A 20,203-nucleotide genomic window follows, 5' to 3' on the forward strand; every position below is an offset into this window, starting at 1 on the left:
GAACAGGTCGGGGGCACGAACGAGAGAAACCCCCGCCATGTAGAAGCTAGGCGAGGGTTTCCGTGGCTCCGACGGGCGTCGATCCCGTGACCTCACGATTTTCAGTCGTGCGCTCTACCAACTGAGCTACAGAGCCGTGCGACGCGTCGCCGCTGAAGACCTGACGTCTTCGTGAAAAGGCCCTTCCTCTCGGAAGGGCCTCTCTGCGACCCTGACGGGACTTGAACCCGCGACCTCCGCCGTGACAGGGCGGCACGCTAACCAGCTGCGCTACAGGGCCTCGTTGCGAAGACAAGCATACTGCCTTCGAGGCTATTCGATTTCCACGCCCCGACCCTCGCGGTTCGGTGCACTTGCCGGTAGTCCTGACGGTCGATCGTGCTGACCGCCGGTCCCATCGTGACCCCAACGGGATTCGAACCCGTGCTGCCGCCGTGAAAGGGCGGTGTCCTAGGCCACTAAACGATGGGGCCGGGAGCTCGCGGGGCGACCCTGCGGCCGACCCCCCATGACTACCGACACGCAAGCATAGGGACACCGGGCCGGATATGCAAAATCGAACGTTTCGAGCGTGTGAACAACCCCGTCCGGGGCAGGGGCTGCTCTAGGCGCGCCGGTACGGCCTTGGCTAGGGTTGGTCGGAATTGCCATCCTCGCGCGACGGAGCCGCACCGTCGGAGGGGAGGCTCCGCCGACACTCCAGAGGTCCCATGCTCCACTCGCCGCGCCGTTCTCGTCCCGCACGGACCTCCGGCGCGCCGCGGCTCGGCCGCCTCCGCGGCGCGGCACTGGCCTCCGCCGTGCTCGCGCTCGTCGCCGGTCTCCTCGTCGCGTCGCCCGCCCAGGCCGTCGAGTACCCGACCTGGGAGGACGTCGAGGCGGCCAAGGGCGACACCGCCGCCGCCGCGCAGCAGGTCGAGAACATCACCTCCCTGATCGCGGGACTCCAGGACGAGGTCCAGGCCGCCCAGGAGCTCGCGCAGCAGCGCGGCGCCGAGTACTTCACGGCGCAGGAGGCGTTCGACCAGGCCGCCGACCGCGCCACCGAGCTCGACGCGCAGGCCACCGCCAGCGCCGACGAGGCCGACGCGGCGTCGCAGCAGGCGGGACTGCTCGCCGCGCAGCTCTACCGCACGACCGGCACCGACCTCTCGGTCAACATCTTCCTCGACGGGCAGGACGGCGAGGCCGACGACCTGCTCTCGAAGATCGGCAACATGTCGAAGCTCGTCGAGCGCTCGAACGCGATCTACGAGCAGGCGAGCACCTCGCGCAACACCGCCTCCTCCCTCGGCGATCAGGCGAAGGTGGCGCAGAGCGAGCGCGAGACCCTGCGGATCGCCGCCGAGAGCGCACTGGCCGAGGCCACGTCGGCGCAGGCGGCGTCGGAGTCGGCCCTCGCCGAGCAGCAGGAGCAGAGCATCGTGCTCGAGGAGCAGCTCGCCGCGCTGCAGGACACGGAGTCGCGCACCGTCGCCGAGTACCAGGCGGGTGTCGCGGCCCGCGAGGCCGAGCGCCAGCGCAAGCTCGCCGAGGAGGCGGCGGCCCGCCAGGCGGCCGCCGAGGTCTACCGCCAGGCGCAGGCCGCCGCCGCGGCAGCGCGACCGAGCTCCGGCAGCGGCTACAGCGCCCCGGCGCCGTCCGCCGGCGGCGGCTCGACCGCGGTCAACGACTCCGGCTGGGTCCGCCCCGCCGCGGGTCGCATCACGGGCACCTTCGGCCCGCGCGGCACGATCTCGACCGGCGGCGGCTCCACCAGCAGCTCGCACCGCGGCACCGACATCGCCGGCGGCTGCGGCATCCCGATCTACGCGGCGCACAGCGGGACCGTCTCCTACGCGGGCCCGAACGGCACGTACGGCAACTGGATCCTGCTCGAGCACGGCGACGGCATCAGCACCGGCTACGCCCACATCGTCGCGGGCGGCATCTACGTGAGCGTCGGCCAGCGGGTCGAGGCCGGCCAGCAGATCGCCGCTGTCGGCTCGACCGGCGCCTCCACCGGCTGCCACCTGCACTACGAGACCCGCGTCAACGGCGTCGCCGTCGACGCTCAGCCCTTCATGGCCGCACGAGGAGTCACTCTTGGTTGACGCGAAGACGACCGCCCGCAGCTTCACCCCGGCTCCCCGGGAGCGCGCCTGGAAGGGCAGGCTGCCGCTGGCCGTCTCGGCGGCCTTCGCGGTGACCGCGGTGACCGCCTCCCTGGGGCTCACGCCCGCCTCCGCCGACGACCCGAGCTACCCCTCGTGGGACGACGTGCAGAACGCCAAGACCGATGAGGCGACGAAGCAGGCCGAGATCGACTCGATCACGGGTCTGATCGCCGGGCTGCAGACCCAGGTCGACGACGCCTCCGTCGTCGCGATGAAGAAGGCCGAGGCGTGGCGTCAGGCGTCGGAGGCGCTGGCCGCCGCCGCGCAGACCGTCGACGAGCTCGAGGCCCAGGCCGCCGCCGCGTCGACCAAGGCCCAGACCTCGCGGATGCGCGCGGGCCTCCTGGCCGCGCACCTCTCGCGCGCCGCGGGCGGCGACCTCTCGATGAGCCTCGTCGCGAGCGGCGAGAACGCCGGCGACCTGCTCTACCAGCTCGGCGCGATGTCGCAGCTGACCGAGCAGTCGCAGAAGGTCTACGCCGACGCGCTCGCCGACAAGCAGAACGCCGAGTCGCTGGGCGAGCAGGCCGACGTCGCCGTCGTCGAGCACCAGAAGCTGTCGGACGCCGCCGACGAGGCGCGCTCGGTCGCCGACGCGGCCGCCGCCTCCGCTCAGTCCGCGCTCGCCGCCCAGGAGGCGAAGTCGTCGGAGCTGATCGCCCAGCTCGCGCTCCTCAAGGACTCGACGGTCGAGATCGAGACCGCCTACCTCGAGGGCGAGCAGCAGCGTCGGTCCGCGGCGGCCGCGGCCGCGGCGGCCGCTCAGGCCCAGGCCGAGGCCGAGGCGGCGCAGGAGGCGGCGCAGCCGGCCCAGGCCGCGCCCGCCCAGCCCGCTCCCGCGGCTCAGCAGCCGGCCCCCGCGGCGCAGCAGCCCGTCGCCCCGGCGGCGCCCGCGGCTCCGGCGGCCCCCGCCGCGCCCGTGGTCCAGCAGCCGGCGCCGGCTCCCGCTCCTGCGGCACCGCAGCCCGCCCCGGCCGCCCCCGCGCCGACTCCGGTCTCGAACACCAACACCGTCGAGACCGCGATCAACTACGCGATGGCCCAGCTCGGCGAGCGCTACGTGCTCGGCGGCATGGGACCGGACGTCTGGGACTGCTCCGGTCTCACCAAGCAGTCGTACGCCTCGGCCGGCGTCTACATCGGCACGCACTCGGCGACGAACCAGTACAACACCATGGCGAACGAGGGCAAGCTCGTCCCCTACAGCCAGCGCCAGCGCGGCGACCTGATCTTCTGGTCGGACTACCCCGGCGACTACTACCACGTCGCGATCTACCTCGGCGGCGACCAGATCATCGAGGCGCCGAACCCGAACTCGCCCGTGCGCGTCCACTCCATCTGGGGCAGCCCCACCGGCATGGTCGGCCGCCCGGCGTCCTGACCGGCCCCAACGACGAAGGGGACCCGCGCGAGCGGGTCCCCTTCTGTCGTCGGCCGGTCGGGGTCAGTGACCCTCTTCGGCCAGCTTCTTGATGCCGTCCTGGACGATCTGCTCCGCCTCGGCGGCGTCGCCCCAGCCCTCGACCTTGACCCACTTGTTCGGCTCGAGGTCCTTGTAGCGCTCGAAGAAGTGCTTGATCTCGTTCTTGGTCTGCTCGGGCACGTCCGCGATGTCCTGGATGTGCTGCCAGCGCGGGTCCTTCGCGGGGACCACGACGACCTTCGCGTCGGAGCCGGCCTCGTCGCTCATGTTGAGGACGCCGACCGGGCGCACCGAGACGCCGACACCGGGGAACACGGGGTACTCGAGCAGCACCAGCGCGTCGACGGGGTCGCCGTCGAGGCCGAGCGTGTTCTCGAAGTAGCCGTAGTCCGTCGGGTAGACGAAGGAGGTGAACAGCACGCGGTCGAGGTAGACGCGGCCGGTCTCGTGGTCGACCTCGTACTTGTTGCGGCTGCCCTTGGGGATCTCTACGACGACGTCGTATGCGGCCATGTTCGCTCCTTGAGTCGGTGGCGCCGTGAGCGGCGCATCGGCGGATCGGACCCGCCTCCCGAGCACTCGCTCGGGCGGCCGGATCGCTGGCATTACGTTACTTGATGTGCCCGATCGCCCCCGTCTGACTCCCGCCGTCGCCGACCTGCGCCGCGCCGTCCGCGCGAGCCTCGACGGACTCGAGGCCGGAGCGCTCGTGCTGGTCGCGCTGAGCGGGGGAGCCGACTCGCTGGCGCTCGCCTCCGCCGTCGCCTTCGAGGCCCCCCGCGGCGGGCGGCGGGCCGGTGCGGTCGTCGTCGATCACGGTCTTCAGGAGGCGTCGGCCGCGGTCGCGGGACGCGCGGCCGAGCAGGCGCGCGCGCTGGGGCTCTCGCCGGTGCTCCGCGAGGTGGTCTCCGTGTCGGCGGCCTCGGGGGAGGGGGGCCCGGAGGCGGCCGCCCGCACCGCGCGGTACCGCGCCTTCGACGACGCGCTGGTGGCCACGGGCGCCGCCGCGATCCTCCTCGGGCACACCCTCGACGACCAGGCCGAGACGGTGCTGCTCGGGCTGGCGCGGGGAGCCGGTGCGGCGAGCCTGCACGGGATGGCCGCGGTCAGCGGACCGCTGCGGCGACCGCTCCTGGGCCTCGGCCGCGACACCACTCGGGCCGCGTGCGTCGACGCCGGTCTCGAGTTCTGGGAGGACCCCCACAACGACGACCCCCGCTACTCGCGCGTCCGCGTGCGCCGCAGCGTGCTCCCCGTGCTCGAGGACGAGCTCGGCCCGGGCATCGCGGAGGCGCTCGCCCGCACCGCGGAGCAGCTGCGCGAGGACGGCGACGCGCTCGACGCGATGGCCCTCGACTGGGCGCTCGAGCTCGTCGGACAGAACGACGACGGTCACGTCACCGTCGACGCCCGCGGTCTCGCGGCCGACCCGCCGGCGCTGCGCCAGCGCATCATCCGCCTCGTCGTCGCCAACGAGTTCGGAGTCTCGCTCTCGCGCGCGCAGACCCTCGCCGTCGCCGCCCTGGTCACCGACTGGCACGGCCAGCGGGGGGTCGACCTGCCGGGCGTCGTCGCGACCCGCTCCGGGCCCGACCTCGTCTTCGCACCCACCCGCTGACCCGGCGCACCCGTAGAGTGTCCGGGTGGAAGCAGCCGACATCGCCGATGACATCACCGAGGTCCTCTACACCGAGGCCGAGATCCATGAGCGGATCCGCGATCTCGCCCGTGCGATCGAGCGCGACTACGCCGGCGAGAACCTCCTCATCGTCGGAGTCCTGCGCGGCGCCGTGATGGTGATGGCCGATCTCGCCCGTGAGCTCAAGCTCGACATCGTGATGGACTGGATGGCCGTCTCCTCCTACGGCAGCAGCACGAAGTCCTCGGGTGTGGTGCGCATCTTGAAGGACCTCGACACCGACATCACCGACCGCAAGGTCCTGATCGTCGAGGACATCATCGACTCCGGTCTCACGCTCTCGTGGCTGCAGGGCAACCTGCGCAGCAGAGGGGCGGAGTCGGTCGAGATCTGCGCCCTCTTCCGCAAGCCCCGCGCCGCGAAGGTCGAGGTCGACGTGGCCTACGTCGGGTTCGACATCCCCAACGACTTCGTCATCGGCTACGGCCTCGACTACGCCGAGCGCTACCGCAATCTGCGCGATGTCGCGATCCTCGCTCCCCACGTCTACGAGTAGCCGCCGCGCCGACACCGCCCAGCGGAGCCTCCAGCGCTTCTTCGGCGTGCCGGTGCTCGGCTACCACATGAGCTACCCGACCTCGTTCCGCGCCGATCTCGAGTTCAACTACTGGTGGCTCGCGCACGCGATCGACGCGGCCGTCGACGCCTTCGAGCGCACGGGAGACGGCGAGCACCTCGAGCGGGCCGCGCGGGTGCACCGCGCGATCCGCCTCCGCAACGGCGGACGGCTCGTCAACGGCTACTTCGACGACATGATGTGGCTCGGAGGCGCGCTCGCGCGGCTCGGCGAGGCGGCGAACGAGCCGAGGTGGCTGGACCGCGCCGACCGGCTCTGGCGCTTCGCGGCCGACCGCGGCTGGAACCTCCGCCACGGCGCGAGCCTCGCCTGGCGACGACGGCAGCTCGACTACAAGAACGCCCCGGCGAACGGGCCGTTCGCGATCCTCGGCGCCCGGCTGGAGCGCCTCCGCCCCGACGGGCGCGAGGAGCTCTCGCGGGCGGCCTTCGACTGGATGCACGTGCGCCTGCGCGACGCGCGCACCGGGTTCGTCGCGGACGGCATCGGGCGCGAGGGCGGCTCGGCGCGCGACGACTGGGCGTTCAGCTACAACCACGGCGTGTACATCGGAGCGGCCCTCGCGCTGCACCGTCTGCGCCCCGACGTCCGCCTCGTCGCGCACGCGGCGCTCACCGCCGACGACCTGCTCACCCGCCTCGCTCCCGAGGGCGTGCTCGTCGACCAGGGCACGGGAGACGGCGCCCTGTTCGGAGGCATCGCCTACCGTCACCTGGTCGACCTCGCCACGACCGACGGAGTCGCCCCCGCGACCGCCGAGCGCCTCCGCCGCTTCGTCGCCGGCAGCGTCGACGCCCTCTGGAGCACGAGCGAGCGCGACGGGCTGCTGCTCGCGGGCCCGCGCTGGGACGCGCCTCCGCGCCTGCCCGCGACCCTCTCGGCGCAGCTCGGCGCCGTGCTCGCGACGGAGGCGGCGGCCGCCCTCGCCGCGCGCGCCAGACTGGGGGCGTGAGAGCCGAGAGAGCACGCCCCGGGCGCACCGTCGCCGTCGTCGTCAATCCGAGCAAGTTCGACGACGTGGGCGCGGCCGAGGATCTGGTCGCCACCGTCGCCCGCCGCCTCGGCTGGGACGAGCCGCTCTGGTTCGAGACGAGCGTCGAGGACCCCGGAGTCTCGGCCGCCCGCGCGGCGCTCGACGCCGGCGCCGACGTGGTCTGCGCGATGGGAGGGGACGGCACGGTCCGCGCGGTCGCCTCCGTCCTCCGCGGCACCGGGGTGCCGTACGGGCTCCTGCCCAGCGGCACCGGCAACCTGCTCGCCCGCAACTTCGGGCTCCCGCTCGGCTCGCTCGCCGAGGCGGTCGAGATCGCCCTGCTCGGGCAGGACCGCGCGATCGACGTCGGCACCGCCGTGTTCGACGACGGCGAGGAGCGGGTCTTCATGGTGATGGGCGGGGTCGGGCTCGACGCCGAGATCATGGACAAGACCGACGACGAGCTGAAGAAGAAGGTCGGCTGGGGCGCCTACGTCGCGGCGGGCGCGCCGGCGATGTTCAAGGCGGGCTTCGAGGCGACGATCACGATCGACGGCGAGCCGGAGCCGCCGACGCGGTGCCTGATGGTGCTCGCCTGCAACTGCAGCTCGGTGGTGGCCAACATCGAGCTCGCGGCCGGTGCCGTGCTCGACGACGGCGATCTCGAGCTCGTGCTGCTGCGTCGCCGCTTCGGTCTGGCCCTCGATGTGGCGACCGGGAACCGCAACGGCCTCGCGTCGCTGCGCCAGTGGCCGGGCCGCGAGTTCGGCTTCGCGCTCGATCAGCCCGTGCTGGCCGAGCTGGACGGCGATCCGGTGGGTCGCACCACGGCGGGCCGCTTCGGCGTCGATCCGGGCGCGCTCCTCGTGCGCCTGCCGGTGCCGACACCGAAGAGCCCGGGTCTCACTCCGCACGACTCGGTGATCATCGACACCACGTCGATCGCGACGATCATCCCCGGGGAGGAGCCGGTCTGACGCTTGCGCCTCTTACTTTACGGTTGTAAGTTACTTACGAACGTAAGAGACGGGGCGCTGCCTCGACTCCCGAGGAGAAGAGGACGTCGTGACCGATCCGCGACTCACCCGCTCGCGCGAGCTGCTGACCGCGGCGATCACCAGCGCGCTCGACCACCCGGGCGACGCGCAGCCCTCGATCACCGAGCTCTGCGCCGAGGCGGGCGTCAGCCGGCCCACGTTCTACCAGCACTTCGGAGACGTCTCCTCGCTGATCGAGGCCGCCGCCGTCGAGCGCATGCACGCGCTCTTCGGCTCGGTGACCCCGGTGTCCTCGGCCGAGGAGTGGGAGCCCGCCGTGCCGCGGGTCGTCCACGGGCTGCTCGACGGGCTGCTCGTCCACGCCGACTTCTACCGACGGGTGCTCACCGGAGGGACCGCCCGCGCGGTCCAGGAGTCGGTCGTGGCGTTCCTCGCCCAGCGGCTCCTCACGTTCTCGCCCCTGGCCGAGCGCGAGTCCGCCGCAGGCGACCACGCCCGCGTCGAGCGCTTCGCGACCTTCCTCGCGGCCGGCACCACCTGGCTCGTCGTCGGCTGGCTGCTCGAGGGCGACTCGCGCCGCCCCGTCGCCGCCGCCGCGACCGACATCGCCGAGCTCCTCGTCACCGGAGTCGCCTCGCAGCGGCTCGCCGCTCTCCACTCCACCTCCGCGAAGTAGAAGGACCATGCCCACCTCCGCCCTCCGCCGCGCCCTCGGGCGCGTGCAGCCCCGCCTCGTCGTCGTCTTCGCCGCGATCGCCCTCATCCCCCTGATCTACGCGGGGCTGCTGACCTCGGCGAACCTCGATCCGACGCACACCCTCGACACCGTCCCGGCCGCGATCGTCGACGAGGACACCGGTGCCACCGCCGCCGACGGCTCGGCGCTCGCCCTGGGCGACTCCGTGACCGACGAGCTGCTGTCGAGCACCTCCTCCTCGAACTTCGCGTGGACCCGGCTCGACGCCGACGAGGCCGCGAGCGAGCTCGCCTCGGGCGCCGTGTACGCCGTGCTGACGATCCCCGCCGACTTCTCCTCGAACGTGGCGTCCCTCGGCGGCGACGACCCGGCGGCCGCGAGCGTCGCGAAGCTCTCGATCGAGACCGACGACGGCGCGAACCTCATCGTCGGGAACATCGCCTCGACGATCGGCTCGACCGTCACCGCGACCGTCGAGCAGGAGGTCGGCGAGAGCTACCTGAAGAACGTCTACCTCGGCTTCACCGACGTCCACGACAGCCTCGAGCAGGCGGCCGACGGAGCATCGCAGCTGGCGGACGGCTCCGCCCGGGCCGCCGACGGCTCCTCCGAGCTGGTCGTCGGGCTCACCCAGCTGCAGGACGGCACGGCGCAGCTCGCGTCGGGCGCCGGGACGCTCGCCTCGGGTGCCGGCTCGGCCTCCTCCGGAGCCGCGACCCTCGCCTCCGGGCTGCAGCAGCTCGCCGACAAGACCGCGCAGCTGCCCGCGCAGGCCGCCGCGCTGAACGACGGAGCGACCTCGGTCGCCGCGGGCGCGCAGACGCTCGACACCGGCGCCGCGGGCCTGGCGACCGGGGCCTCGAGCCTCGCCGGGTCGACTCCCGCCCTCGCGTCGGGCGCCGCCGATGCGGCGACCGGCGCGCAGGCGCTGCAGACCGGTGCCGCGTCGGTGGCGGACGGGGCGGCGAAGGCGCTCGCCGGTGCCGGTTCGCTCGCCGACGGAGCGTCGGCGCTCGCCTCGAGCACCCCGACCCTCGCCTCCGGTGCCGCGACCGTCGACACGGGCCTGCAGTCGCTGATCGCCCGGTACGGCACCCTCACCGACGCCGAGCGCCTCGCACTGCTCACGCAGCTCGAGACCGGCGCGGCGACCGTCTCGACCGGCGCGACCGGAGTCGATCGGGGCGCGCAGACGCTCTCGACCGGGGCGACCGCCCTCGTCGGCGACTCGGCGTCCGGCCTCACCGCGCTCGACGCGGGCGCCTCCTCCGTCTCGTCCGGCGCGACCGACCTGGCCTCCGGCACGCAGAAGGTCGCCACCGGAGCCGCCCAGGTCGACTCCGGCGCGCAGTCGCTCTCGAGCGGCGCGCAGACCCTCGCGACCGGAGCCGCCTCCCTCGACACCGGCGCCGCGCAGCTCGCGGGCGGTGTGGGCACCCTGGCCGGGAGCGTCGGTCCGCTCACGACGGGCATCGCCGACGCCTCGACGGGTGCGAACGCGCTCGCCTCCGGAACCGCCTCGCTCGCGACCGGGGCCGACTCGCTCGCCGACGGAGCCGCCTCCGCCGCCGACGGCACGGCGACCGCCACCGCCGGATCCGAGACGCTCGACAGCGGCATCGACTCCCTCGCCGCCGGATCGCAGACCCTCACCGACGAGCTGGCCGACGGCGCCGACCAGGTGCCGACCTACACCGACAGCCAGGCGGAGTCGCTCAGCACCGTCGCCGCCGCGCCCGTCGCCCTCGACAAGGAGCGGCTGAACGAGGTGCCGCAGTACGGCTACGGACTCGCGCCGTACTTCCTCTCGCTCGCGCTCTGGGTGGGCGCGCTCGCCTTCTACCTGATGAGCGCTCCGCTCAGCGAGCGGCTGCTCGCGGCCCGCCGCCCGGCCTGGGTGATCGCTCTGCGGAGCTACCTGCCGGGTGCGCTGATGGCGGTCGCCCAGGGCGTGCTCGCCGCGCTGGTCATCCGCTTCGGAGTCGGCGTCGAGGCCGCGGACCTGCCCGGCCTGATCGGCATCGCGGTGCTCACGAGCCTGACCTTCGTCGCGATCAACCAGGCGCTCATCTCGCTCCTGGACGCTCCCGGCCGGTTCGTCGCCCTGCTCCTGATGGTGCTGCAGCTCTCCTCCGCGGGCGGCACGTACCCGATCGAGACCGCGCCCGCCTTCTTCCAGGCGATCCACGGAGCGCTGCCGCTGACCTACACGGTCGAGGCGTTCCGCTCCCTGATCGCCGGCGGCAGCATCGGAGTCGCGAACGCCGTCCTCGTCCTCTCGCTCTGGCTCCTCGCCGCCCTCGGCGTCACCGTCCTGGCCGCCGCCCGCCGCCGGCGCGGCCCGACCCCCACCCTCCGCGACCCGGAGCCCCTCCTCGAGACCGCGTGACCCTCGCTGCGTCGAGGGAACCCCGGTTCGTCGAGGCCGCCCCGGCGGGCGGGCTCCCTCGACGGTCCGGGGTTCCCTCGACGCCGAGCCCGACGCGCCGCCTCCTGACGCCGATGGGTCTCGATACGCCCCTGCGGGGCTACTCGACCAGCAGGGGCTGCCCCTCCTCGCTGGTCGAGTGGCCCGCGAGCAGGGGCGCCCCCCCCCCCTTGCTGATCGAGTAGCCGGCGCAGCCGGCGTATCGAGATCCACTCCCGTCAGCAGGCGGGGTGTGCAGTCCCTAGTCCTGACGCCGGTGGGTCTCGATACGCCCCTACGGGGCTACTCGACCAGCAGGCAGGCGACAGCCCGACGCAGGACGCTCTGCGGATCGCGACCATCTCACGGAGCCGACCGCGGGTTCCGATGCGGCACAGCCGCATCCGAACCCATGGGCACCTTTCGGCCCACGGCGAACGCGTGGGCGGCGTTCAGAGTGCGGGAGGTAGCCTGGCACTCACATTTCCTCGTCAGAAAGGTGCCGGGTGTCGCACCCGCAACATTCATGAACGTCAAGCGCATCTTCCGGGGTCCCATTCTCTACGTCGTCCTCGCGATCGTGGCGGTCTGGATCGGCTCCTCGCTGATCACGATGTCCGGGTTCCGGCAGGTCAGCACGCAGGAGGGCCTCGAGCTCCTCCAGGACGGCAAGGTCGCCTCGGCGAAGATCGTGGACGGAGAGCAGCGCGTCGATCTGACGCTGAGCCAGGCCGACGGCGACAACGGCACGCAGGTGCAGTTCTACTACGTGGCCCCGCGCGGCACCGAGGTCGTGGACGCCATCAGCTCCGCGACCCTGGCCGACGGCTACGACGACGAGGTGCCGCAGACCAACTGGTTCCTGTCGGCTCTCGGCTTCCTCCTCCCGGTCCTCCTGATCGGCGCGTTCTTCTGGCTGATGCTCTCGGGCATGCAGGGCGGCGGCAACCGCGTCATGCAGTTCGGCAAGTCGAAGGCGAAGCTGGTCTCGAAGGAGTCGCCCAAGGTCACGTTCGGCGACGTCGCCGGCGCCGACGAGGCGATCGAGGAGCTGCACGAGATCAAGGAGTTCCTCAAGGAGCCCGCGAAGTTCCAGGCCGTCGGCGCGCGGATCCCGAAGGGCGTCCTGCTCTACGGCCCTCCCGGCACCGGCAAGACGCTGCTGGCCCGCGCTGTCGCGGGGGAGGCGGGCGTGCCCTTCTACTCGATCTCCGGTTCGGACTTCGTCGAGATGTTCGTCGGTGTCGGTGCGAGCCGCGTCCGCGACCTGTTCCAGCAGGCCAAGGAGAACTCGCCGGCCATCATCTTCGTCGACGAGATCGACGCCGTCGGCCGCCACCGCGGTGCGGGCATGGGCGGCGGTCACGACGAGCGAGAGCAGACCCTCAACCAGCTCCTGGTCGAGATGGACGGCTTCGACGTCAAGACCAACGTCATCCTGATCGCGGCGACGAACCGCCCCGACATCCTCGACCCCGCGCTGCTGCGCCCGGGGCGCTTCGACCGCCAGATCGGCGTCGACGCCCCCGACCTGCTCGGCCGCAAGCGGATCCTCGAGGTGCACGGCCGCGGCAAGCCGCTCGCGGGGGGCGTCGACCTCGAGGTCGTCGCCCGCAAGACCCCGGGCTTCACCGGTGCCGATCTCGCGAACGTGCTCAACGAGGCCGCGCTGCTGACCGCCCGCTCCAACGCGCAGCTGATCGACAACCGCGCCCTCGACGAGGCCATCGACCGCGTCATCGCCGGCCCGCAGCGCCGCACCCGCGTCATGCGCGACAAGGAGAAGCTGATCACCGCCTATCACGAGGGCGGGCACGCTCTCGCCGCGGCGGCCATGCGGCACACCGACCCGGTCACCAAGGTCACGATCCTCCCGCGCGGTCGCGCCCTCGGCTACACGATGGTGCTGCCGCTCGAGGACAAGTACTCGACGACCCGCAACGAGCTCCTCGACCAGCTCGCGTACGCCATGGGCGGCCGCGTCGCCGAGGAGATCGTCTTCCACGACCCCACCACCGGAGCGTCGAACGACATCGAGAAGGCGACCGCGATCGCCCGCAAGATGGTCACCGAGTACGGCATGTCCTCGGACATCGGCTCGGTGAAGCTCGGGTCGTCCTCGGGCGAGATGTTCCTCGGCCGCGACATGGGCCACCAGCGCGACTACTCGGAGCAGATCGCCGAGAAGGTCGACGCCGAGACGCGCCAGCTGATCGAGCAGGCGCACGACGAGGCGTGGCAGGTCATCAACGCCAACCGCGACATCCTCGACCGCCTCGCGACCGAGCTGCTCGAGAAGGAGACCCTCGACCACGACCAGCTGGCCGAGATCTTCAAGGACGTGCGCAAGATCGACGAGCGCCCGCAGTGGCTCTCGAGCGACAAGCGTCCGCTCTCGGACCTGCCGCCCATCGCGGTGCCGGTCGCGAAGGCTCCGATCGACGCGGGAGTGACCGACGGAGGAGTCACCTCCGACGCCGGCGAGATCGCCCCCCAGCGCCCGCCGCTGATCAACCCCCGCCCCGCGACGGCCTGACTCCGGTGCCCGTCGACAAGGCGCGCATCGAGGCGGCCGTCGTCGAGCTGCTCGCGGCGATCGGGGAGGACCCGGGTCGCGAGGGGCTCGCCTCGACCCCGAAGCGCTTCGCCGAGGCGTACGCCGAGTTCTTCGGCGAGTTCGAGCTCGACCCCGCCTCGCACCTCGACGAGACCTTCGCGGTCGTCGAGGGCGGGCGGGCCGAGCAGCAGACCGTGATCGTGCGCGACCTGTCGTTCCGCTCGGTCTGCGAGCACCACCTCCTGCCGTTCGTCGGCGTCGCCCACATCGCCTACCGGGCTGGCGACCGCGTGATCGGCCTGGGCAAGCTGCCGCGGATCGTCGAGACGATCGCCTCGCGCCCGCAGCTGCAGGAGCGGCTGACGGAGCAGGTCGCCGACGTCATCGACTCCGGGCTCTCCCCGGAGGGCGTGCTCGTGGTCGTCGACGCCGAGCACGGCTGCGTCCGGATGCGCGGCGCGCGCCAGACGTCGAGCTCGACCGTCACCGTCGCCGCCCGCGGCACCCTCGCCGAACCCGCCGCCCGCGCCGAGATCATCGCGCTGATCGGCGCCGCTCGGGGGGAGTGACGTGCTCCCCTCCGCGACGGATCTCGCTCCCGTCGGCCGCGCCGCGCTCCTCGGGATCCTCAACGTCACTCCCGACTCCTTCAGCGACGGCGGGCGCTGGCTCTCCGTCGACGACGCCGTGCGGCACGGCCTGGCGATGACCGCCTCCGACGGCTCCGGGCCCGGCTCGTTCGGCGCCGACCTCGTCGACGTCGGCGGCGAGTCCACCCGCCCCGGTGCTCCCCGCGTCGACGCCCGTGCCGAGCAGACCCGCGTCCTGCCGGTGATCCGCGCCCTCGCGGCCGAGGGGGTGCGCGTCAGCATCGACACGATGAGCGCGGCGACGGCCGAGGCGGCGCTCGACGCGGGCGCCGTGGTCGTCAACGACGTCTCGGGCGGGCTCGCCGACCCGGCGATGCTGCCCCTGGTCGCCGAGCGCGGCGCGGTCTACATCGCGATGCACTGGCGCGGCCACAGCGCCGGCATGACGTCGCTCGCGACCTACGGCGATGTCGTCGCGGAGGTGCGCGGCGAGCTGGAGCGCCGCGTCGACGCGGTCCGCGCGGCCGGGATCGGCGACGACCGCCTCATCCTCGACCCGGGTCTGGGCTTCGCCAAGAACGCCGAGCACGACTGGGCCCTGCTGGCGCACCTCGACGCGATCACGGCGCTCGGCCATCCCGTGCTCGTCGGCCACTCGCGCAAGCGCTTCCTCGCGCCCTTCGCCGCTCCCGGAGCGCCGGCGGCCGAGCGGGACGAGGTGACGGCGATGCTCAGCCTCGTCGCGGCCGACCGCGGCGCGTGGGGAGTCCGCGTGCACGACGTCCGCTCGAGCGCGCACGCCCTCGCCCTCGCCTCACGACTCGGACAGGAGCGACGCCGATGATCGACCCCGCCTCCCTCGCCGTCCGCGACTCGATCACGCTGACGGGGCTGCGCGTGCGCGCGCACCACGGTGTCTTCGACTTCGAGCGCGAGAACGGCCAGGACTTCGTCATCGACGCGACCGTCTGGCTCGACACCGTCCCGGCGGCCGACGGCGACGCGCTCGCCGAGACGGTGCACTACGGCGAGCTCGCGATCGCGCTCGCCGACGCCGTGACACGCGATCCGGTGGACCTGATCGAGACGGTCGCCGAGCGGCTCGCGCAGGTGGCGCTCGGCTTCGCCGCGGCCGAGGTCGTGCGGATCACGGTGCACAAGCCGGACGCGCCCATCCCGCTGCCCTTCGGCGACGTCGCCGTGCAGATCACGAGGAGCCGCCCGTGAGACCGCGACCCGAGCGGATCCGCCCGGAGCGCCACGTCGTCCTCGCGCTCGGCAGCAACCTCGGCGACCGGCTCGCCCACCTCTCCGAGGCCGTCCGCGCGCTCGCGACGACTCCCGGGCTGCGCGTGCGGGCCGTCTCGAAGGTCGTCGAGTCGCCGGCCTGGAAGCTCGACGGCGTCGACCTCGACGCGCCCGCCTACTTCAACGCGGTCGTCACCGCCTCGACGACCCTCGAGCCCGACGACCTGCTCGCGGCGACCTCCGCGATCGAGCTCTCGGGCGGACGCCTCCGCGGCGCCGACGAGCAGCGCTGGGGCGACCGCACCCTCGACATCGACATCATCGCGATGGGAGGCGTCGTCCGCGACGACCCGCACCTCACGCTGCCCCACCCGCGCGCCGGCGAGCGCGCCTTCGTGCTCGAACCGTGGCTCGACGTGGAGCCGTCGGCCGTGCTGCCCGGCGCCGGCCCGATCTCGGGCCTCCGGGCCCTGGCGACCGACCGCGTCGTCGACCGGCCCGAGACGATAGCTTGGCCCCGCGGCGCCTCCCCTCGGAGCGCCCCGACGAGCACCGCCCCCGGAAGCCCCGATCCCGAGAGCAGCACTCCGTGACCCGCACCCGCATCAGCACCCTCCTCGGCCTCGGCCTGGCCGGCGCCGTGGCCGGCTTCCTCCTCGATCTGGCGATCGCCTCCGCGGGGCGGCCCGTCCTGATCCCGCCGCTGACGGTGCCGCTCACCCTCGTGGCCGTCGCCGCCCTCGTGCTGGGCTTCGCCATCCCGATCCACCGGGCGACGAAGGGGACGCTCCGCCGCCGGATCGACCCGTTCCGCGCGATGAGGGTCGTCGTGCTCGCCAAGGCCTCGAGCCACGTCGGCGCGCTCCTGCTCGGAGCCTCCGGCGGCATCCTCGTCTACCTGCTGAGCCGGGCGGTCGTCCCTTCGCTAGGCTCCGTGTGGCAGGACGTCGCCACCATCGTGGGCTCCGTCGTCCTGCTGGTGGCCGGCCTGGTCGCCGAGCACCTGTGCACCATTCCGCCGAGTGACGACGACGATCCCGCCGTCGGCGAGGTGAACCACGCCTGACGCCGACTCCGCTCGCGCGCGGGCAGGGAGGACGTCTCTGTGACCGGAGAATCGGAGCCGCGAGCCGCTTCCGGAGAGCGCCGCAGCCGTCGCGAGGCGGTCGCGGACGGGAGCCGGCGGCTCGACGTGCAGGGCCCGTGGCGTCGGGTGTCGCCGAAGTACGTGGCCGTCGAGATCGTCTCGGCCGTGATCTCGAGCGTCGTCCTGCTCGCGGTGCCGGCGGTGCTCTGGCTGGTCGGCGTCGAGTGGGCCTGGATCCTCCTGGTCGCCGCCGCCACGCTCGCGGTGACCCTCCTGATCGTCGCGCCCCGTCGCGCCCGCGCCTACGGCTACCTCCTCCGCGACGACGACCTGCTGTTCCGCCGCGGCATCATGTTCCAGCGCTTCGTCTCGGTGCCCTACGGCCGGATGCAGCTCATCGACGTCAACCGCGGGCCGCTCGCCCGCGCGCTCGGCCTCGCCGATCTGCGCTTCGTCACGGCAGCCGCCGCCACGGGCGTCAGCATCCCGGGTCTCGTCGCCGGCGAGGCGGAGGAGCTGCGCGACCGGCTCGTCGCGCTCGCCGAGTCGCGCCGGGCCGGCCTGTGAGCGACGCCTCCGCAGCCCCCGTCCGCGGCATCGAGACCGACCTCGCCGACGGGGAGTGGCACCGCCTGCACCCGGCGACGCCCGTGCTCAAGGGCGGGATCGGCCTCCTGGTCGTCATCGGCATCGTCGTCACCAACCTCCGCGAGCGACTCGTGGAGCTCTTCCTCCCGGGCCCTGGCGGGTACGCGAGCGGCGACCCCGTCGACGAGCTGCTTCGCCGCGGACTCGTGGGCTGGGCGCTGCTCGCCGTCGCCGTCGGGCTCGCCGTGGCCGTCTTCGCGTTCTGGCTCTCGTGGCGGATGCACACCTTCCGCATCACGGACGAGGTCGTCGAGGTGCGCTCGGGCGTGCTCTTCCGCACCAACCGCCGGGCGCGGCTCGACCGCATCCAGGGCATCGCCGTGCAGCGCCCCCTCTTCGCCCGGCTCTTCGGAGCGGCCAAGCTCGAGGTGAGCGTGGCCGGCCAGGACGCCAACGTGCAGCTCTCGTACCTCGGCTCGCGCCTGGTCGACGCGCTCCGCCGCGACATCCTCCGCCTCGCCTCCGGGGTGCGCGAGCGCGAGGCCGTGGCGGCCGGCGACGCTCCGGCCGGCGGCTTCCTCTCGCGGCGGATCGAGGAGTTCGCCGACCTCGAGGACGACGGGACGCCCCCGGAGTCGGTCGTCTCGATCCCGCCCGGGCGCCTGCTGGGCTCGCTGGTGTTCAGCGGCTTCACCGTGTTCCTGGCCGTGTCGGTGGTCGCCGTCGTCCTCGTCTCCGTCTACGGGTCGCCGTACGTCCTCTTCGCGATCCTGCCGGGCCTGATCGGCTCGGGCAGCTACTACGTCCGCCAGTTCGTGCGGTCGCTGCGCTACTCGATCGCGGGCACCCCCGACGGCGTCCGCGTCGGCTACGGCGTGCTCTCGACCAGCAGCGACACCCTGCCTCCGGGGCGCATCCACGCCGTCGAGATCACGCAGCCCCTGCTCTGGCGGCCGTTCGGCTGGTGGCAGGTCAAGATCGACCGGGCCGGGCACGGAGCCTCCCGGGGCGCCAACGGCGAGCCGAACACGACGATCCTGCCCGTCGGCGATCTCGTCGCCGTCGAGCGGGTGCTCGCGCTGCTGCTCCCCGGCTCGTCCGAGGGGGCGGAGGCGACCCCGGTCGGCGACGCGCTGCGCCTGCGCGACGCCCCCGGCTTCACCCGGGCGCCGCTCGCCGCCGCCTGGCTGCGGCCGCTCTCGTGGCGGCGGACCGGCTACCGGCTCGCCGCCGACGTCGTGGTCATCCGCAGTGGAGCGGTCTGGCGGAGGGTCGCCGTGGTCCCGCTCGCGCGGATGCAGAGCGTCGGCGTGCAGCAGGGTCCGCTCCAGCGGATGCTCGGTGTCGCGTCGGCGCGGGTGCACACGGTCGCCGGGCCGGTGACGCCGATGGTCCCGGTGATGAGCGTCGCCGACGGCCGCGTGTTCTTCGACGAGCTCGCGCGCGCGGGTGTCGACGCGGCGGGGCGCGACGAGAGCCACCTGTGGGGGCGGCGCGCCGCCTCCGCTCGCGCCGACGAGTGGCCCGCTCCGCTGGATCGCACCGCCTGGCCCGCGCCCACCGGCGCACCCGAACCGGAGGGACCTCCGCATGCCTGACACCCGACGAGACGGACGCCTCGGAGTCGGCGTCATCGGAGCGGGCCCCGTCGGCCCCGTGCTCGGTGCCGCCCTCGCGGGCGCCGGCCACGCCGTGATCGGCGTCGCGACCACCAGCGAGAGCGGCCGCGAGCGGGCCGACGCGCTGCTGCCGGGCGTGCCCGTGCTCGCCGTGCCCGACCTGGTCGAGCGGAGCGAGCTGGTCGTCATCGCGGTTCCCGGAGGCGAGATCGGTGCTCTCGTCGCGGGCCTCGCCGCGATCGGCGCCTGGCAGGCCGGCCAGCTCGTCCTGCACACCGCGCCCGAGCACGGGTACGGCGTGCTGGCCCCGGCACTCTCCTCCGGAGCCATCCCGCTCGCGGTGCACCCGGCGATGGCCTTCAGCGGCACGAGCCTCGACCTCGCCCGCCTCTCCGAGACGTACTTCGCCGTGACGGCGCCCGGCCCGGTGCTCCCCATCGCGCAGGCGCTGGTCGTCGAGATGGGCGGCGAGCCGGTGACGGTGGCGGAGTCGGACCGCGCGGCCTACGCGGAGGCCGTCTCCACCGCCACCACCTTCTCGACCGCGATCGTCGAGCAGGCCGCGGGCCTGCTCGCCGGCATCGGCGTCGAGAAGCCGGGCTTCTTCCTCTCGAGCCTCGTCCGCTCCTCCGTCGACGACGCCCTGCGCCGCGCGGCGCACTGACCCCGGCCGAGCACCCGCCGCTCGAGCGGAGGGTGCGCGCCGCCGCCGGTAGGGTTCTCGGGTGATCAGCACCATCGAACGCATCGACGCCGTCCGCGAGCGGCTGCGGGCCGAGCGTCGCGCGGGCCGCAGCATCGCCCTCGTCCCCACCATGGGTGCCCTGCACGACGGTCACCTCGCCCTCGTCGACCGCGCCCGCGAGATCGCGGACGTCGTGGTCGTGTCGATCTTCGTGAATCCGCTGCAGTTCGGTCCCTCGGAGGACCTCGACCGCTACCCGCGCGACCTCGCGGCCGACCTCGCCCTCCTCGAACGGGAGGGGGTCGAGTACGTCTTCGCGCCGACAGTCGCCGAGATGTACCCCGACGGACCCTCCGCGACCCGCGTCGTCGCCGGGAAGGCCGGCACCCTCTACGAGGGCCGCTCCCGCCCCGGCCACTTCGACGGGATGCTCACCGTCGTCGCCAAGCTGCTCGGCATCGTGCAGCCCGACGCCGCGCTGTTCGGGCAGAAGGACGCGCAGCAGCTGTTCCTCGTGCGCCGCATGGTGCGCGACCTCGACCTGCCCGTCGTGATCGAGGCCGTCGAGACGGTCCGCGAGGAGGACGGCCTCGCGCTCTCGAGCCGCAACCGCTACCTCGACGCCCGCGAGCGCCGGGCCGCGCGCACCGTGCCGCTCGTCCTCGAGGCCGCGGCGTCCGCCGCCGACCGCGGTGTCGACTCCGTCATCGCCGCGGCCCAGTCCGCCGCGATGGGCGAGCCGCTGGTTAAACTGGACTACCTCGCCGTCGCTGACCCGACGACGTTCCTCCCGGTCGACGACGACTACCGCGGCCCGGCCCTCGTGCTCGTTGCCGCGGTCGTCGGCTCCACCCGCCTCCTCGACAACGGCCCGATCCTGCTCGCCTGATCGCGCCCGC

19 protein-coding genes and 3 tRNA genes are annotated in these 20,203 nt (G+C 73.3%); 18 read left to right on the forward strand and 4 right to left on the reverse strand.

The features are described from left to right. Positions 1-63 precede the first annotated feature (63 nt). The 3 genes from GSU68_RS02755 to GSU68_RS02765 all read right to left on the reverse strand — a co-directional run bounded on the left by GSU68_RS02755 (position 64) and on the right by GSU68_RS02765 (position 473). Positions 64-136, reverse strand: a tRNA-Phe gene (locus GSU68_RS02755). A gap of 70 nt (positions 137-206) precedes the next feature. After that, a tRNA-Asp gene (locus GSU68_RS02760) sits at positions 207-280 on the reverse strand. Between the two features lie 120 nt (positions 281-400). Continuing rightward, positions 401-473 (reverse strand) — tRNA-Glu (locus GSU68_RS02765). 237 nt (positions 474-710) lie between these two features. On the opposite strand from GSU68_RS02765, the gene GSU68_RS02770 reads away from it, so the two are divergent. After that, entirely contained in the window at positions 711-2,093 is a 1,383-nt protein-coding gene (locus GSU68_RS02770) for a M23 family metallopeptidase (protein ID WP_159905591.1), read from the forward strand. After that, positions 2,086-3,537, forward strand: coding sequence for a C40 family peptidase (locus tag GSU68_RS02775; protein ID WP_244259368.1), 1,452 nt, complete (start codon positions 2,086-2,088; stop codon positions 3,535-3,537). Before GSU68_RS02770 ends, GSU68_RS02775 begins: the two co-directional genes overlap by 8 nt. Before the next feature lie 63 nt (positions 3,538-3,600). Here the strand turns inward: GSU68_RS02775 and ppa are convergent, their stop codons facing one another. After that, entirely contained in the window at positions 3,601-4,092 is a 492-nt protein-coding gene (gene ppa, locus GSU68_RS02780; protein ID WP_159905592.1) for an inorganic diphosphatase, read from the reverse strand. A gap of 106 nt (positions 4,093-4,198) precedes the next feature. Between ppa and tilS the strand changes: the two genes are divergently transcribed. From tilS to panC, 16 genes are all read left to right on the forward strand, one after another. Further along, positions 4,199-5,197, forward strand: coding sequence for a tRNA lysidine(34) synthetase TilS (gene tilS / locus GSU68_RS02785; protein WP_159905593.1), 999 nt, complete (start codon positions 4,199-4,201; stop codon positions 5,195-5,197). Between the two features lie 25 nt (positions 5,198-5,222). Continuing rightward, positions 5,223-5,774, forward strand: a complete 552-nt coding sequence (gene hpt / locus GSU68_RS02790) for a hypoxanthine phosphoribosyltransferase (protein ID WP_159905594.1) — start codon at positions 5,223-5,225, stop codon at positions 5,772-5,774. Positions 5,775-5,841: 67 nt separating this feature from the next. Next, a complete protein-coding gene (locus tag GSU68_RS02795; protein WP_159905595.1) occupies positions 5,842-6,807 on the forward strand; it encodes a glycoside hydrolase family 76 protein in 966 nt (321 codons plus the stop codon). Continuing rightward, positions 6,804-7,805, forward strand: coding sequence for a diacylglycerol kinase family protein (locus GSU68_RS02800; RefSeq protein ID WP_159905596.1), 1,002 nt, complete (start codon positions 6,804-6,806; stop codon positions 7,803-7,805). Before GSU68_RS02795 ends, GSU68_RS02800 begins: the two co-directional genes overlap by 4 nt. An 88-nt stretch (positions 7,806-7,893) precedes the next feature. Further along, positions 7,894-8,502: a TetR/AcrR family transcriptional regulator gene (locus GSU68_RS02805; protein ID WP_159905597.1), complete on the forward strand. Its 609-nt coding sequence runs from the start codon at positions 7,894-7,896 to the stop codon at positions 8,500-8,502. Positions 8,503-8,509: 7 nt separating this feature from the next. Further along, on the forward strand, positions 8,510-10,912 hold the full coding sequence (locus tag GSU68_RS02810) for a YhgE/Pip domain-containing protein (protein WP_159905598.1): 2,403 nt from the start codon (positions 8,510-8,512) through the stop codon (positions 10,910-10,912). 544 nt (positions 10,913-11,456) lie between these two features. After that, positions 11,457-13,466 (forward strand): ATP-dependent zinc metalloprotease FtsH, encoded by a 2,010-nt coding sequence (gene ftsH, locus GSU68_RS02815; RefSeq protein ID WP_159905599.1) that lies wholly within the window; start codon positions 11,457-11,459, stop codon positions 13,464-13,466. A gap of 5 nt (positions 13,467-13,471) precedes the next feature. After that, positions 13,472-14,056, forward strand: coding sequence for a GTP cyclohydrolase I (gene folE, locus GSU68_RS02820; RefSeq protein ID WP_159905600.1), 585 nt, complete (start codon positions 13,472-13,474; stop codon positions 14,054-14,056). Between the two features lies 1 nt (position 14,057). Further along, positions 14,058-14,921, forward strand: coding sequence for a dihydropteroate synthase (gene folP, locus GSU68_RS02825; RefSeq protein WP_159905601.1), 864 nt, complete (start codon positions 14,058-14,060; stop codon positions 14,919-14,921). Continuing rightward, positions 14,918-15,304 carry a dihydroneopterin aldolase gene (gene folB, locus GSU68_RS02830; RefSeq protein ID WP_159905602.1) on the forward strand — a complete coding sequence of 129 codons (387 nt, stop codon included), beginning with the start codon at positions 14,918-14,920 and terminating at the stop codon, positions 15,302-15,304. The genes folP and folB overlap by 4 nt, the downstream gene beginning before the upstream one ends. Then, positions 15,301-15,918, forward strand: a complete 618-nt coding sequence (gene folK, locus GSU68_RS02835) for a 2-amino-4-hydroxy-6-hydroxymethyldihydropteridine diphosphokinase (RefSeq protein WP_159905603.1) — start codon at positions 15,301-15,303, stop codon at positions 15,916-15,918. Before folB ends, folK begins: the two co-directional genes overlap by 4 nt. Further along, positions 15,915-16,391, forward strand: coding sequence for a DUF3180 domain-containing protein (locus GSU68_RS02840; RefSeq protein ID WP_159905604.1), 477 nt, complete (start codon positions 15,915-15,917; stop codon positions 16,389-16,391). The genes folK and GSU68_RS02840 overlap by 4 nt, the downstream gene beginning before the upstream one ends. 39 nt (positions 16,392-16,430) lie before the next feature. Beyond that, the gene (locus tag GSU68_RS02845) at positions 16,431-16,979 is read left to right on the forward strand and encodes a PH domain-containing protein (RefSeq protein ID WP_159905605.1); all 549 of its coding nucleotides are present in this window, start codon (positions 16,431-16,433) and stop codon (positions 16,977-16,979) included. Continuing rightward, positions 16,976-18,598, forward strand: coding sequence for a PH domain-containing protein (locus GSU68_RS02850; protein WP_159905606.1), 1,623 nt, complete (start codon positions 16,976-16,978; stop codon positions 18,596-18,598). The genes GSU68_RS02845 and GSU68_RS02850 overlap by 4 nt, the downstream gene beginning before the upstream one ends. Further along, the gene (locus GSU68_RS02855; protein ID WP_159905607.1) at positions 18,591-19,283 is read left to right on the forward strand and encodes a DUF2520 domain-containing protein; all 693 of its coding nucleotides are present in this window, start codon (positions 18,591-18,593) and stop codon (positions 19,281-19,283) included. Before GSU68_RS02850 ends, GSU68_RS02855 begins: the two co-directional genes overlap by 8 nt. Positions 19,284-19,344: 61 nt before the next feature. After that, a complete protein-coding gene (panC, locus tag GSU68_RS02860; protein ID WP_159905608.1) occupies positions 19,345-20,193 on the forward strand; it encodes a pantoate--beta-alanine ligase in 849 nt (282 codons plus the stop codon). The last annotated feature ends 10 nt before the right edge of the window (positions 20,194-20,203 follow it).

Origin of the sequence: Rathayibacter sp. VKM Ac-2759 (genome assembly GCF_009834225.1) — a bacterium.
Lineage (GTDB): Bacteria > Actinomycetota > Actinomycetes > Actinomycetales > Microbacteriaceae > Rathayibacter.

Excerpts from the sequence above, each read along its gene's own strand:
- GSU68_RS02770 (WP_159905591.1), top strand. The coding sequence starts at position 711 with ATGCTCCACTCGCCGCGCCGTTCTCGTCCCGCACGGACCTCCGGCGCG.
- ppa (WP_159905592.1), bottom strand. The coding sequence starts at position 4,092 with ATGGCCGCATACGACGTCGTCGTAGAGATCCCCAAGGGCAGCCGCAAC.
- GSU68_RS02795 (WP_159905595.1), top strand. The coding sequence starts at position 5,842 with ATGAGCTACCCGACCTCGTTCCGCGCCGATCTCGAGTTCAACTACTGG.
- GSU68_RS02810 (WP_159905598.1), top strand. The coding sequence starts at position 8,510 with ATGCCCACCTCCGCCCTCCGCCGCGCCCTCGGGCGCGTGCAGCCCCGC.
- ftsH (WP_159905599.1), top strand. The coding sequence starts at position 11,457 with ATGAACGTCAAGCGCATCTTCCGGGGTCCCATTCTCTACGTCGTCCTC.
- folB (WP_159905602.1), top strand. The coding sequence starts at position 14,918 with ATGATCGACCCCGCCTCCCTCGCCGTCCGCGACTCGATCACGCTGACG.
- GSU68_RS02855 (WP_159905607.1), top strand. The coding sequence starts at position 18,591 with ATGCCTGACACCCGACGAGACGGACGCCTCGGAGTCGGCGTCATCGGA.